This window comes from Tateyamaria rhodophyticola, assembly GCF_047777875.1.
In the GTDB taxonomy this organism is placed as follows: Bacteria; Pseudomonadota; Alphaproteobacteria; order Rhodobacterales; family Rhodobacteraceae; genus Tateyamaria.
The window spans coordinates 2,291,774-2,304,259 of record NZ_CP180519.1; the positions used below are offsets into that span (position 1 = coordinate 2,291,774).

The window sequence follows — 12,486 nt, forward strand, 5'->3', positions numbered from 1 at the left end:
GCAGCGCCTTCTGGCCCGCGTCCCTTTTTTCATTCCCGGCCCCTGTCTTCTTCTGGCTCGAAATACCACGGGGGAGGCCGCAGGCCGGGGGCAGAGCCCCCTGAAAGATGTCGTCGCGCCAGCGCCCTTTGGATCAACTGTCGCCCAGCACCTCGCGCGGGATCGCAAAATCCTTTACGTCACCCTGGCCCCATCCAATCGCGTCCCACCGCTCCACGTTCCAGCGGATCACCGTGGTGGCCGCTGTTGGGTAATCGTCAAAACGCCCGTGCTGTGGTGCAATGCGGACCAACCGATGCGCGAAAGCAGCAATCCCTGGATTGTGTCCCAGCATCAGGACAACGGCCTCATGCTGGCGGTGCAGGACCTGCATCATGGTGCCGGGATCAGCATGGTAAAGATTACGGGTAAAGCGGACAGGCACCTCAAGGGCCAAGTGCGCAAACGTCTGACCCGTGCGCGTTGCCGAAGAGCTGACGCAGGTGTGGGCCGCATGCCCCCGTGTGCGCAGCCAGCCTCCCATGGCGGTCGCTGACGCGCGCCCACGGGCATTCAATGGCCGGTCATGATCGCTGAGCTCTGGCGCGTCCCAACTCGACTTGGCGTGCCGCATCAGGATCAGGGTACGGCTCATCCGAGAAATGCGTTCATGTGAAAGCCGGATTGCGCCTCCGGTCGTCCAAAGGCGGCGGAAACCGGACAGGACCGGCGCACGGCACAGCCCATCTCCATGCAGGCGCGTCCGGCTTCGGTGCGCAGGAACGCCTTGCACGCTGGCACGTCATAAGGCGCATGCGCGCTCAGCGCATCGACAGGACACGCCGACACACAAGGTTTTTCGACGCAAGTCAGACATGGCGACGCGCCACCGGACGCCTTTGCCAAAGGTGCCGGAAATTCCAGAGCGCCCCGGATCGAGATCATCAATCCGGCGCGCTCATGGATCATCATGCCGATCGGGCTTTGCCAAAACCGCCCGGTCGCCAATGCCCAAGCGATAAAGGGCGCATAGGGCGGACCATCCGAGGGGTAGATCGCCGTGGCGCCAAAGGTGGTGGCCATCCGGTCAATGACGCGCTTGGACCAGCGGTCTACCGGATCACGCGCGCCATCCCGCGCCTCATCACTGTCGCGAAAGACATGCCACCATCCTGAATCCGTGCCCAGCAACACACGCGGACCATCGACGCCCATGACAAAAAGCCCGTGCGCCTCAGCCGCTTGTTCAAGCGATGGCAGTGTCATTTCCGGGCAAATGGCAACGCCAGTGACCAGCCCAGCTTGGCCGGGCGGTCGTCTTGCCACTCAAGCCCAACCTCCATGTCATCATGCCCGGCTGCGGGTTGGGCAATGTACGTGCCGAACATGCGATCCCAGATCGACAGGGCAAAGCCGTAGTTGCTGTCATGTTCGTGGCGATGCACCGAATGATGCACGCGGTGCATGTCCGGCGTCACCATCACACGGCGCACAACGGCATCAAGCCCTAGTGGCAAGCGGATATTGGCGTGGTTGAACATGGCGGTGCCGTTCAGAATGATCTCGAACAGGATCACCGCAAGGGCTGCGGGCCCCAGCAGGTACACCGCACCGATCTTGATGAACATCGACAGGGCAATTTCCACGGGATGGAACCGAATGGCGGTCGTCACGTCCATGTCCACATCCGCATGATGAACACGGTGCAGGCGCCACAGGAGCGGCACCTTGTGCGTGATCAGATGCTGGGCCCAGATAATGAAATCAAGGATGAGGACGGCCAACACCACCTCGATCCAGAAGGGCAGGGTGAGCGCGTTGAACAGTCCCCACCCTTGCGCTGTTGCATGCGTTGCAGCCCCGACCGCCAGCAGCGGCAGCCCAAAAGACATCAGGCGCAACAGCACCGTGTTCGCAATCGTTATACCCCAATTGGTAAACCAGCGCGTGCTGCGCGGTTGGGTGCGGGGCCTGCGAGGCAGCACCGCCTCGGTCATTGCGAACAGGACAAACAGGCCCAGAAAGACGCCAAAGCGGATCAGTGTTTCGTTTTCCATGCCCTGAACCTATCCACGTCGCGCATCAGAGCAATGCGGCGCAGGGACACGTTTGCGTCAACGCGGACGAATGATCGACCCGGCCCCGTGGTCGGTAAAGAGTTCGAGCAGGCAGGCGTTTGGCGCGCGTCCGTCAAGGATCACCACGGCCCGCACGCCGCTGGCAATGGCATCAAGCGCGGTCTCCGTTTTCGGGATCATTCCGCCTGCGATGGTGCCGTCATCGGTCAGGGTGCGGATCTGATCGGCGGTGATCTCGGTAAGGACATCCCCCGCACCGTTCTTGACCCCTTCGACATCGGTCAGCAGAAGCAGCCGGTCCGCCCTGAGAGCGCCCGCAATGGCGCCCGCGGCGGTGTCGCCATTGATGTTGAATGTCTCACCGTTGCGACCGGCGCCAAGTGGCGCAATCACGGGGATGACTGCGGTGTCAAACAGCGTGTGCAGCAGGCTTGGATCGACTTGCGCCGGCGTGCCGACAAGGCCAAGGGCAGGGTCCGTTTGATCGCAGGTGATCAGGTGCGCATCCTTGCCGGACAGGCCGACAGCCTTGCCGCCCGCCGCATTGATGGCCTGTACGATGCGTTTGTTGACCACGCCGGACAGAACCATTTCGACGACTTCCATCGTGGCGCCGTCGGTGACGCGTTTACCATTTACAAAGTCGGATTGGATATTCAGGCGGTCCAGCATGGTGTTGATCATCGGCCCGCCGCCGTGAACGATCACCGGGTTCACGCCCACTTGCCGCATCAGGACGATGTCCCGGGCAAAGCTCTCCATGGCGCTGTCAGATCCCATGGCGTGCCCGCCAAGTTTGATCACCACAGTGGCCCCGGCATAGCGCTGCAGGTAGGGCAGGGCCTGGCTGAGCGTGCGGGCGGTTGCAATCCAATCGCGGTTCATGTCCTGGGTCTTCATCTGGTACGCTTTTTGATATTCGGTGGGTTATCCAGAATTGAGCGCATCCGCGCAAGACAGATCATGACCCCCACCCTGGCCCTCCCCTTGGGGGAGGGGACGCACCTGCGCGGTTGTTCGCTACTCCAGCGTCGCGATGATGGCCCGCAGGGTGTCAATACCGTCCCCTTTTTCGCTTGAGGTCAGGACGATCTCCGGGAATGCGGCGGGGTGTTTTGCGAGTGCTGCGCGTGTCTGGTTGAGGACAGCATCGCGGTCCTTGGATTTGACCTTGTCGGTTTTGGTCAGAACGCATTGAAAGGTCACCGCCGCGCTGTCGAGCAGGGCAAGGATCTCTTCATCGACTTTTTTTACGCCGTGACGCGCGTCGATGAGCACAAATGCGCGCCGGAGCGTCTGGCGACCGGACAGGTATTGCTTGAGCAGACGTTGCCATTTTTCGACCACCGGCAACGGCGCATTGGCGTAGCCGTAGCCCGGAAGATCCACGAGGTAGTGTGCTGTACCGGCGGTAAAGTAGTTTATCTCCTGGGTCCGGCCGGGCGTGTTTGACGCCCGCGCAAGGCCCTTGCGCCCGGTGAGCGCATTGATCAGGGACGACTTGCCGACGTTGGAACGCCCGGCAAAGCACACTTCGAGACGGTCAGCGGGGGGCAGGCCGGACATGGCCACAACACCTTTGACGAACTCGGTCTCGCCCGCAAAAAGGAGGCGACCTTGTTCAAGCGCGGCGGCATCGGGTGTGTCGGCGATGGGAAACGGGAGGCTGGTCACAGCGGTGTCACCTTGTCGTCAGCCTGTATGCGCCCACCCTGGATCACATCGCACCGCACCGAAAAATCCTGGTGCCCAAAGCTGTCGAGCGCGGCGAGGACGTCGGCGTCACGCCGCCCGGTTTCGGGGTTCGACGTTGTGGCGACGCAGCGGTCTGTGCGTTCGCGGGGACGCAGGATGGCGTTGCCGATCTTGATGTCGCGGTGCATCCAATCAAACTCGATCCACGGCGTGTCACTGTCAAACCAGATGTTGCCACGCCAGCGGTGCAGCGACAGTGCGTGCTGCATCTGGGTTTCCACGGCGCGATGTGACGCGTGGTTGCACAACGTGACCGAGGCAAAATCACTGTCCGTGTATCCACGCCCATCGAGGCGCATGATGTGGCTGGGCATGACCCGGTTTTCAGGCATGAGCGCGTTGGTCCATGCCACAATGTCTGACCCGTTGGTGTCGGGGTGCACTGTGAGGTCCGGTCGATCCGGATGGCGCAGGGTCACGGTTTCCGTCGCTTCATCAAGGGTTGCCGTGACGGCCATCAGGGCAGGGGTCTGTGCAATGCGGGTAAAGCTGTGGCAGGACGCCCATTGGCCCGGTTCAGCCTTCGACGCTTCATGGGCGACAGCCCAGACACGATCCCATGGCATCGACTCTCCGGCAACAAGATCGACAGACGCGATGCGTTCGCGGCCGAAGCTCTTGATCGGGTGTCGCCAGAGCTCGGTGACCTGCATCACTTGCCGTCCGTTGCGGACCGCTTTTTGAAGCCGCTTTTGATGTTGCCCAGAAGGTCGGGTTTGTAGCCCTGGCTGCGCATGATCATGTATTGCTGTGTGAATGTGATCACGTTGTTGGCGATCCAGTAGACGACAAGACCGCTGGCGAAGCTGCCCAGCATGAACATGAAGACCCATGGCATCCACGCAAAAATCATCTGTTGCGTGGGGTCAGTGGGGGCGGGGTTCAGCTTTTGCTGAAGCCACATGGAGATGCCGAGCAGCAGGGGCAGGATGCCGATAAACAGCAGCGCCATGATGGACCCCGGCTCTGGCCCGGCGAAGGGCAGAAGCCCCCACAGGTTGATGATCGATGTCGGGTCCGGTGCGCTGAGGTCTTGAAACGGGCCGAACCACGGGGCGTGGCGCAGTTCAATGGTGACAAAAATCACCTTGTAGAGCGAGAAGAAGATCGGAATTTGCAACAGGATCGGCAGACAGCCCGCCGCCGGGTTCACGCGTTCCTTCTTGTAAAGCTCCATCATGCCCTGTTGGAGCTTTTGGCGGTCATCGCCCGCCTTTTCCTTGAGCGCCTCCATCTGTGGCTGCAGCTCTTTCATCTTGGCCATCGAAACGTAGGATTTGTAGGCCAGCGGGAAAAGCACCGCCTTGATGATCAGCGTCAGGCAGATGATGGCCCAACCCATGTTGCCGATGATCTTGTTGATTTCGTGCAGCAGCCAGAAGATCGGTTTGGTCAGGAAGAAGAACCAACCCCAGTCGATGCTGTCGATAAATGTTTCGATCCCGGTCTGCTCGTAGGCGCGAATGGCTTCCCATTCCTTGGCACCTGCGAAAACCTGGCTTGTGATGCTCACGTCCTGACCGGGCGCGATGGACTGCGTCTGTTGTTGGGACGTTGTTTGGTAGATGTCGCGATTTGCGTCATAGAAGGTCTCGACGCGGGTATCGATGCCATCGGGGGCCACGAGGATCGTTTGCCAGTAATGGTCCGTGAAACCAGCCCAACGGGCCTGGCGGCCTGCCTCGGTGTCGCGCTCGGCAAAGCTTGAAAAGTCGTCCCAGTCGGTTTCGAGATATTCGCCCTGGGCAAATTGCACCGCGCCTTCGTGCACGATCCAGATGTTGGTGGATCCTTCGGGCAGGCCGTGTCGCGCGAGCACGCTGTATGGGGCGATGTTGACGGTTTTGCTGCCCGTGTTGGTCACGGATTGCGTGACCGTGAACATATAGTCATCATCCACAGCGATCTGCCGCGAAAAGGTCAGCCCGCTGTCGTTGGTCCATTGCAATGTCAGCGGTGTGTCTGGCGTGAGTGTTTCGCCGTCCGCCACGGACCAGATCGTGTTTGGGCCGGGCACGGCATCGGATGACAAGCCGCCACCCGGTGCCCAACCGTAGAGCGCGTAATACGCACCCGCCTGACCGACGGGGGTCAGCATACGGACGATGTCGGCGCCTTCGTCGAGGGACACTTTGTAGTCCTTGAGCGACAGGTCATCAATGCGACCGCCCAGCAATGAGATCGAACCCGTCAGGCGGTCGGTTTCAATCGGGACGCGCGGTGCATCTGTTCCGGTCGGCGCCTCCGGTTCGGTCGATGTGCCTGTCGCGGCAAGGTCATCAACGGTTTGAGGAACCGACGCCTCGCCCCCTGCAGGGGCGGTCAGGTCCGCGGTTTCGCTGACCAGCGGCTGTTCCGGCTCCGGCGGCGGGAACAGAACAAACCAGACGAGAATAACGAGAAAGCTGAGGGCTGTTGCAAGAATAAGGTTCTTGTTCTGATCGTCCATCTTGGACCACTACCTGCTGTCTGCTGCGTTGATCGGGTTCAACAGAGTGCGCGGACAAAGGTCAAGCGGATTCCGCTTGACCCAAAGGCGTATGGCGACCACCTGCGGTGTGCTTTTGGGCTGTGTTGGGGCTGTTAAACGTGTTGCTGTGTGGCGCGGGCCTGTCGGTTCGCACCGGTCTTACACGTGACCGCGACCGGGCAACGGCGGTGCATCTTGCAGCTTCGCCTCATGGGATCGCACCCAGTCCAGCGTCTTCTCGAAAGGCATGGGCCGCGCGATGCCATATCCTTGCACATGGTCGCAGCCCAGTTGCGCGAGAAGCGCATGCTCGCCCACAGTCTCCACACCTTCGGCAAGGGTTTCGACTCCCAAACGCTCGGCCATCGTCAGAATGGCCGAAATCATGCGCTGCTGCTCCGGATCGCGGTCCGCTTTCATGACGAACGAGCGGTCAATCTTGATCCGATTGACGCCAAAACGGCGCAATGCGGCGATGGAGGCGTGTCCCGTGCCGAAATCATCAAGGTCGATGCGACAGCCCAGTTCCGATAGCGCTTTGATGTTGCGCACCACTGTGTCGTCGGCCATGTCGGTGACAACCGTTTCGAGAATTTCGACGGTCAGCCTGTCCGGTGTGAGGTCGAACCGGTCCAGTTCCCACTGCACTTTGTCGGCCAGTCTCGGGTTGCTCAATTCGAGGCCACTGAAGTTCACACCGACCTGCGGCACGCGAATGCCCGCGGAATCCCATGCCTTGATTGCGGTCAGCGTGTGATAGGTCATGATTTCGGCAAGCCGTTCCAACAAACCTGCGTCTTCAACGGCGGGCAAAAACTCGGCCGGAGAAATGGCACCGCGCTGCGGATGGATCCACCGTGCCAGCGCCTCAAACCCTGTCACCTTGCCGGTGTCGGTCGAGATTTGCGGCTGGAACCACGGTTGCACATGGCCATGTTCGAGGGCTTTGGTGACTTCGTCGCGCAAGTCAGCGCGTTTTTGCATCCGCACCTGAAGCTCTGATGAATACGCCCGAACCGATCCGTTCCCGCGTTTTTTCGCCTCATCAAGGGCAGCGATCGCGGCATTGGTCCAATCCTGCCCCGTGACGCCGGGCGCGCGCGCATGCAGGCAGAAGCCGACGCTTGCGGTCATGTAGATCGAGGTGCCTTCAATCGCGATGGGTTCTTCGATGGCTTCCTGCATGCGACCTGACATCTGGATGCAGCTTTCGAGATCCATATGCACAACCGGGTTCAGGCAGACACCATAACGACAATCGCCAATGCGGCTGATCGTGTCACTGTCCCGCAGCGCGCCAGCGATGCGCGATCCGATTGTGTTCAGGACGAGATCGGTCGTGCCCGGTTCGAACCGGTCGCGCAGAGCCGAAAACTCATCAAGTTCAATGGTGAACACGGCACTCGATTTGCCCGCCTGTTGCGCAGTCTGGCGGATGTCGTCCGTCGTCGCCTGAAACAGGTCGGGCGACACCGGCCCCTTGGTCAGCAGCTTGGATTTGAAATCAAATCCCGCCACCCTGCCCCCGGCGGCAACCCAGATCAGCGGCAACAGCAGGGCCGTCGCAATCAATGCAACTTCGCCGCCCAGCCAATAGGCCGCCAGTGTCATCGCAGGCAGAAACGCAAGGAGCTGTGGGCCCTTGAGGCTCATCCTGATCCAATCCATGCCATGTGTGACAGGACCAGAAATCATGTTCCACACTGCTGATGCGCGCTGCGCCATGCTCTGCCCCTTTAACCTGTGGCGCGCCCGTGCTGGACGCGCGACCGGCCTCAGACCTAGGGGATGGTCATGACCGGGACCTTAACGCAAATCCGGGATTTCGTTCGAATTTTCACTATCTGCTGCCGCGGTGCGCATCAGACCCTGAAAATCGAACAGCTTGGGATCAAGCAGGTGCGATGGGCGCGCGTTCATCAGCGCGCGGAACATGACCTGGCGGCGTCCGGGGCTGTTGGCCTCCCACCCGTCGAGGATCTGTTTGACCTGCTGGCGTTGCAGCCCGTCCTGACTGCCACACAGATCACAGGGAATGATCGGGTAATCCATGGCGGCGGCAAATTTTGCGCAATCGGTTTCCGCCACATGTGCAAGCGGCCGGTACACAAACAGGTCGCCTTCCTCGTTCAGCAGTTTCGGCGGCATCGTCGCCAGCCGCCCGCCGTGGAACAGGTTCATGAAAAACGTTTCGAGAATGTCGTCGCGGTGGTGGCCAAGCACGACCGCGGAACAGCCTTCTTCGCGCGCAATCCGGTACAGGTTGCCACGCCGCAAGCGCGAACACAGGGCGCAGAACGTACGCCCCTGGGGCACCTTGTCCATGACGATGGAATAGGTGTCCTGATACTCGATCCGGTGCGGCACCCCCATACGTTCGAGAAAGTCGGGCAGGACCGTCGCGGGAAATCCCGGCTGCCCCTGATCCAGATTGCAGGCCAGCAGGTCCACAGGCAGCAGCCCGCGCCATTGCAACTCGTAGAGGGCCGCAAGGAGGGTATAGCTGTCCTTGCCCCCTGACAGGCACACCAGCCACCGCGCACGTGGCGCGTCAGGTGCCGTATCCACCATTCCGTATTGCTCAATGGCTTCACGGGCATAGCGGATGATCCGCTTGCGCAGCTTCTTGAATTCGGTTGTCTGAGGCGCTCCGGCAAAGAGCGGGTGGATGTCGTCGCCGTTGTCGAGCATGGAATGCTACTCCGTTGCGTGCGCACACGGTATAGCCGCCGCCGCACGGTACAGGAAGAGGGCAGGAGGAACCGCTTGATTTCTAGTATAAGTAGTATAGGCTGATTTCAGCGCTGGACACTTGGACCATCGATTTCTCCCCCGGCTGGCGCATCCTGTGGGCTCCCCGTGTCTGCGGGATCCGGCCGCTTCTGCACTTCCCCCATTTCCACCCCAACGGAACGCAGAAGCGGTCGGCGCTACGGCGTGTCTTTTTTGTCGGACGGCGGCACCGGGTCATAGCCATCGCCACCCCACGGGTGGCACCGCCCTATGCGCTTTGCCGTCAGCCATACGCCCTTGAACGCGCCATGCTCTTGCAGCGCATCAAGGGCGTAGGCCGAGCACGTCGGCTGGTAGCGGCAGTTAAATCCGACCCAAGGTGAGAAAATCAGGCGGTACGCCCGGACCGGCAAGGCAAAGAGATGCGCGAGGGGCGTCATGCGGTGATGTCCAGCGCGTGCCGCAGATCGCCGAGCATGGTGTCAAAGGGGCGGGTGGCCGTGACACCGGCGCGCCCCACCAGAACATAGTCCGTGCCCGGGCGTCCGCATGACGGCAGAACAAGCCGTGCGATTTCGCGCAGCCGTCGTTTGGCGCGGTTCCGCGCCACCGCGTTGCCGACTTTCTTTGAGCAGGTAAAGCCGACGCGCACGGCGCCGGTTGCATCGGAGCGGGAGCGCACTTGCAGAATGAAACCCGGTGTCACAACGCGTTTGCCGCGCGCCGCCTGCAGAAAATCGCTGCGATTGCGCAGGCGTTCCAACGACAACAACCCCGCAACCGACACTTCCCTGCCCGCGGTGTCGCTGGTCAGGGGTGCCGAAGGCGGGGTCATTGGAAAACCGTGTAAGGTGCTGTCGCTCAGGCGCTCAGCGACTTGCGGCCACGCGCGCGACGCGCGTTCAGGATCTTGCGGCCTGCTTTTGTCGCCATGCGCGCACGAAAGCCGTGGCGCCGTTTGCGCACGAGGTTGGACGGTTGATAGGTGCGTTTCATCGCTGGTGGCTCCGGACTGTTTGCGCCAGGCTCCGCGGATTCGGGCCGTGGCAATGTTCGAAGCCCGTCCTCTAAAGCGCAGACGAGATCAAGTCCAGCCCCCAGACACCGCTAATCGCCGCCGATTGCAACAAATTCCCGCCCCGCGGCGCCGAATGTTTCAACAGCCATGCCTGACACCCATGGATATCACGAAAATCACGGGTTTGCTTCAAGCGCCCGTGAGGTTCCTGTTTTCGCGCGTGCACGATGCGCATTTTCAGGCCAAGACACTGGCCCATGGGCCGTCACACTGGTCCGAAGGAAAACAGGATGTCCGATATCAGCCAACCGCGAAAACCCGCGCTCGTGCGCAACTTGCCATTGATTGGCATATTGGTCGTTGCCGTCATCGGCTTCTTCACCTTGCGTGACTACCTCAACTTTCAGACGCTGGCCGACAATCGCGAAGCGCTGATCAGCTTTCGTGACAGCAACTACCTGCTGACGGTGGTTGTCTTCATGAGCGTGTATGTCGCCGTCGTGGCGTTTTCACTGCCCGGGGCCAGCATTGCGACGCTGACCAGCGGGTTCCTGTTCGGACCCGTGTTCGGATCGATGATCAGCGTCGTCTCTGCCACCACCGGGGCGACCTTGATCTTTCTCGCGGCCCGTCACGGGTTTGGCGAGACGTTGGGCGCGCGGATGGAGGCATCCAAAGGCACGATCAAGAAGATCAAGGACGGTATCGACGAAAATCAGTGGTCGATGCTGTTTGTGCTGCGCCTCGTCCCGGCGGTGCCGTTCTTTGTGGCCAACCTGATCCCGGCCTTCATGCAGGTGCCGCTGCACCGCTATGTGATTTCCACCTTCTTCGGCATCATGCCGGGGTCCATCGTTTACACATCTGTGGGTGCAGGCCTTGGTGAAGTGTTCGAACGGGGTGAAACACCGAACTTCGGCATTATCTTTGAGCCGCACGTGCTGCTCCCGATCCTTGGCCTCGCAGCGCTGTCCTTGCTGCCGGTGGTGGTCAAGGCCGTGACCGGAAAGAAAGGCATCTGATCAGATGACACGTATCAAGACCGACATCCTGGTGATCGGCGCCGGGTCCGGAGGGCTGTCCGTTGCGGCCGGCGCAAGCCAGATGGGGGCAAAGGTTGTCCTGCTGGAAGGCCACAAGATGGGGGGCGATTGCCTGAACTATGGCTGCGTGCCGTCCAAGGCGCTGATTGCCAGTGGCAAGCTGGCCTATGCCCAGGGCCACAGCGCGGCCTATGGCGTGGCGGAAACCACGCCAGAGGTGGATTATGCCGCCGCCAAGGATCACGTGCAGGATGTCATCGCCCAGATTGAGCCGGTCGACAGTCAGGAACGGTTCGAAGGGTTCGGTGTCCACGTGATCCGCGAGTTTGGCCATTTCATCTCGCCGACCGAGGTGCAGGCCGGTGATCATGTCATTACAGCCCGCCGGATTGTCATCGCCACAGGCTCCGGCCCCTTTGTGCCGCCCATCGACGGGCTGGACACGGTGCCATACCTCACCAATGAGACGCTGTGGGAACTGCGAGAACAGCCCAGACACCTGATCATCATCGGGGGTGGTCCCATTGGCATGGAAATGGCGCAGGCGCACCGCCGGCTTGGCAGCGACGTGACCGTGATTGAGGGGGCCAAGGCGCTTGGCAAGGACGATCCGGAAATGGCGGCCGTGGTGCTTGAGAACCTGCGGGCAGAAGGCATCGAGATCGTCGAAGACGCGCTCGCCGAACGGATCGAAGGGTCCGACGGCGCGGTCACGGTGCACACAAAGGACGGTCAAAGCTATTCCGGGTCCCATCTGCTGGTCGCTGTGGGACGCAAGAGCAACCATGACAAACTGAACCTCGAGGCTGCCGGGATCGAAACAACCCGGACCGGCGTCAAGGTGGACGCTTCTTTGCGCACCACCAACCGCAAGGTTTATGCCATTGGTGATGCCGCCGGTGGTCTGCAATTCACCCATGTGGCGGGTTATCACGCAGGCATCATCATCCGGTCCATGCTTTTCGCGCTGCCGTCCAAGGCCAAGGCCCACCATATTCCGTGGGCCACGTTCACCGACCCGGAACTGGCGCAAGTGGGCCTGACCGAAGCGCAGGCAAAAGAGCAACACGGCGCCAAACTCGACGTGGTGCGATTCCACTATGAACACAACGACCGCGCCATCGCGGAGCGCAAGACCAAGGGCCTGATCAAGGTGATGGTGGTCAAGGGCCGCCCGGTCGGTGCCTCCATTGCGGGATACCAGGCGGGTGAGCTGATCAATCTGTGGGCGCTCGTGCTCGCCAACAATCTCAAGATGAGCCAGGTCGCTGGCATGGTCTCACCCTATCCCACCATAGGAGAGGTTAACAAACGCGCGGCTGGCGCCTATTTTGGGCCGAAGTTGTTCGAAAGTGATATGGTCAAACGTGTTGTGGGCCTTGTGCAGCGCCTGCTTCCCTGACCACATAG

General features: G+C 61.0%; 14 protein-coding genes. 2 read left to right on the forward strand and 12 right to left on the reverse strand.

All coding sequences use genetic code 11. The annotated features are described in order from the left end of the window. Positions 1-133 precede the first annotated feature (133 nt). The 12 genes from ACERHN_RS12870 to rpmH form a co-directional block, all read right to left on the reverse strand. Entirely contained in the window at positions 134-634 is a 501-nt protein-coding gene (locus tag ACERHN_RS12870; RefSeq protein WP_415919422.1) for a SixA phosphatase family protein, read from the reverse strand. Then, complete coding sequence (locus ACERHN_RS12875; RefSeq protein WP_415919423.1) at positions 631-1,245, reverse strand: ferredoxin; 615 nt, start codon at positions 1,243-1,245, stop codon at positions 631-633. Before ACERHN_RS12875 ends, ACERHN_RS12870 begins: the two co-directional genes overlap by 4 nt. Next, entirely contained in the window at positions 1,242-2,036 is a 795-nt protein-coding gene (locus ACERHN_RS12880; protein ID WP_415919424.1) for a sterol desaturase family protein, read from the reverse strand. Before ACERHN_RS12880 ends, ACERHN_RS12875 begins: the two co-directional genes overlap by 4 nt. 57 nt (positions 2,037-2,093) lie before the next feature. Beyond that, entirely contained in the window at positions 2,094-2,957 is an 864-nt protein-coding gene (argB, locus tag ACERHN_RS12885; RefSeq protein WP_415919425.1) for an acetylglutamate kinase, read from the reverse strand. Between the two features lie 120 nt (positions 2,958-3,077). After that, positions 3,078-3,731, reverse strand: a complete 654-nt coding sequence (gene yihA / locus ACERHN_RS12890) for a ribosome biogenesis GTP-binding protein YihA/YsxC (RefSeq protein WP_415919426.1) — start codon at positions 3,729-3,731, stop codon at positions 3,078-3,080. After that, positions 3,728-4,465, reverse strand: coding sequence for an MOSC domain-containing protein (locus ACERHN_RS12895; protein WP_415919427.1), 738 nt, complete (start codon positions 4,463-4,465; stop codon positions 3,728-3,730). The genes yihA and ACERHN_RS12895 overlap by 4 nt, the downstream gene beginning before the upstream one ends. Next, positions 4,465-6,261: a membrane protein insertase YidC gene (yidC, locus tag ACERHN_RS12900; protein ID WP_415919428.1), complete on the reverse strand. Its 1,797-nt coding sequence runs from the start codon at positions 6,259-6,261 to the stop codon at positions 4,465-4,467. Before yidC ends, ACERHN_RS12895 begins: the two co-directional genes overlap by 1 nt. 180 nt (positions 6,262-6,441) lie before the next feature. Continuing rightward, positions 6,442-7,950, reverse strand: coding sequence for a putative bifunctional diguanylate cyclase/phosphodiesterase (locus tag ACERHN_RS12905; protein WP_415919429.1), 1,509 nt, complete (start codon positions 7,948-7,950; stop codon positions 6,442-6,444). A gap of 138 nt (positions 7,951-8,088) precedes the next feature. Further along, a complete protein-coding gene (gene ttcA / locus ACERHN_RS12910) occupies positions 8,089-8,973 on the reverse strand; it encodes a tRNA 2-thiocytidine(32) synthetase TtcA (RefSeq protein ID WP_415919430.1) in 885 nt (294 codons plus the stop codon). A 239-nt stretch (positions 8,974-9,212) separates the two neighbouring features. Beyond that, positions 9,213-9,455, reverse strand: coding sequence for a membrane protein insertion efficiency factor YidD (yidD, locus tag ACERHN_RS12915; RefSeq protein ID WP_415919431.1), 243 nt, complete (start codon positions 9,453-9,455; stop codon positions 9,213-9,215). Next, the gene (gene rnpA / locus ACERHN_RS12920; RefSeq protein WP_415919432.1) at positions 9,452-9,850 is read right to left on the reverse strand and encodes a ribonuclease P protein component; all 399 of its coding nucleotides are present in this window, start codon (positions 9,848-9,850) and stop codon (positions 9,452-9,454) included. Before rnpA ends, yidD begins: the two co-directional genes overlap by 4 nt. Before the next feature lie 26 nt (positions 9,851-9,876). After that, positions 9,877-10,011, reverse strand: a complete 135-nt coding sequence (rpmH, locus tag ACERHN_RS12925) for a 50S ribosomal protein L34 (RefSeq protein ID WP_005980833.1) — start codon at positions 10,009-10,011, stop codon at positions 9,877-9,879. A gap of 312 nt (positions 10,012-10,323) precedes the next feature. Between rpmH and ACERHN_RS12930 the strand changes: the two genes are divergently transcribed. Then, positions 10,324-11,055, forward strand: a complete 732-nt coding sequence (locus tag ACERHN_RS12930; RefSeq protein ID WP_415919433.1) for a TVP38/TMEM64 family protein — start codon at positions 10,324-10,326, stop codon at positions 11,053-11,055. A gap of 4 nt (positions 11,056-11,059) precedes the next feature. Then, complete coding sequence (locus ACERHN_RS12935) at positions 11,060-12,478, forward strand: dihydrolipoyl dehydrogenase family protein (RefSeq protein WP_415919434.1); 1,419 nt, start codon at positions 11,060-11,062, stop codon at positions 12,476-12,478. Positions 12,479-12,486 lie beyond the last annotated feature (8 nt).

Coding starts and splice junctions, on each gene's coding strand:
- rpmH (WP_005980833.1), bottom strand. CDS start 10,011: ATGAAACGCACCTATCAACCGTCCAACCTCGTGCGCAAACGGCGCCAC.
- argB (WP_415919425.1), bottom strand. CDS start 2,957: ATGAAGACCCAGGACATGAACCGCGATTGGATTGCAACCGCCCGCACG.
- ACERHN_RS12930 (WP_415919433.1), top strand. CDS start 10,324: ATGTCCGATATCAGCCAACCGCGAAAACCCGCGCTCGTGCGCAACTTG.
- ACERHN_RS12895 (WP_415919427.1), bottom strand. CDS start 4,465: ATGCAGGTCACCGAGCTCTGGCGACACCCGATCAAGAGCTTCGGCCGC.
- ttcA (WP_415919430.1), bottom strand. CDS start 8,973: ATGCTCGACAACGGCGACGACATCCACCCGCTCTTTGCCGGAGCGCCT.
- yidD (WP_415919431.1), bottom strand. CDS start 9,455: ATGACGCCCCTCGCGCATCTCTTTGCCTTGCCGGTCCGGGCGTACCGC.
- rnpA (WP_415919432.1), bottom strand. CDS start 9,850: ATGACCCCGCCTTCGGCACCCCTGACCAGCGACACCGCGGGCAGGGAA.
- ACERHN_RS12875 (WP_415919423.1), bottom strand. CDS start 1,245: ATGACACTGCCATCGCTTGAACAAGCGGCTGAGGCGCACGGGCTTTTT.
- ACERHN_RS12905 (WP_415919429.1), bottom strand. CDS start 7,950: ATGGATTGGATCAGGATGAGCCTCAAGGGCCCACAGCTCCTTGCGTTT.
- ACERHN_RS12935 (WP_415919434.1), top strand. CDS start 11,060: ATGACACGTATCAAGACCGACATCCTGGTGATCGGCGCCGGGTCCGGA.
- ACERHN_RS12870 (WP_415919422.1), bottom strand. CDS start 634: ATGAGCCGTACCCTGATCCTGATGCGGCACGCCAAGTCGAGTTGGGAC.
- ACERHN_RS12880 (WP_415919424.1), bottom strand. CDS start 2,036: ATGGAAAACGAAACACTGATCCGCTTTGGCGTCTTTCTGGGCCTGTTT.
- yidC (WP_415919428.1), bottom strand. CDS start 6,261: ATGGACGATCAGAACAAGAACCTTATTCTTGCAACAGCCCTCAGCTTT.